We start from the raw sequence: 630 nt of genomic DNA on the forward strand, positions 1-630 counted from the left end.
GGCCAAGTTTCCCAATCTGGCGCGTTCTTCTGAGCCTCTCTTTCCTAGCCGCTCTTGTCGGAGCTGCATCCAACTTTTTCGTTCAAGGATTTCTGACTACGTGGCTCCCACAGTATTTGGAAACTGTAATCGGACTTCCCCTAACCCAAGTTGGTGTCGTCACGACCTTCCCATGGATTATTGGAGCCCTAGTACTCCTGACACTCGGCGCTGTAGGCGATCGAATGATGCGACGTGGCCTAACTGCACGAGTCTCCATCGCAGCACTTTTCGGGCTTTCCACAACGGTGGCCGGCATTTCGTTCCTGCTAGTCACAGTCACTTCCGGATCCATCTCCGTCGTATTCCTAGCCATCGCTGGTGGTTGCAGTCTAGTTTTCCCAATGGCAGCTACTGCAGTTAGTTACTGTGTCGGCGTAAAACAACGCCCCATCATCATGGCTCCTCTTGGCGGATTGGCCGCGACAGGCGCGATCGTGTCTCCTACTCTCGTGGGCAGTCTAATGACTCAAGCGGGATATGTAGCACCAGCCAAAGGTGTGAGTCCTTCCCCTGAAATGGTGGCGACAATGACATCCGGTGTTCATAGCGCCTTTGGTATCACCGGAATCTTCCTCATTATCGGAGGAG

General features: G+C 53.5%; 1 pseudogene. It reads left to right on the forward strand.

Annotation, left to right across the window (positions count from 1 at the left end):
- Nucleotides 1-383: 383 nt before the first annotated feature.
- Nucleotides 384-630, forward strand: a pseudogene (locus CXQ96_RS18725) (MFS transporter); the annotation flags it as partial.

Origin of the sequence: Arthrobacter sp. B1805 (assembly GCF_002929745.1) — a bacterium.
Taxonomy (GTDB): domain Bacteria; phylum Actinomycetota; class Actinomycetes; order Actinomycetales; family Micrococcaceae; genus Arthrobacter_D.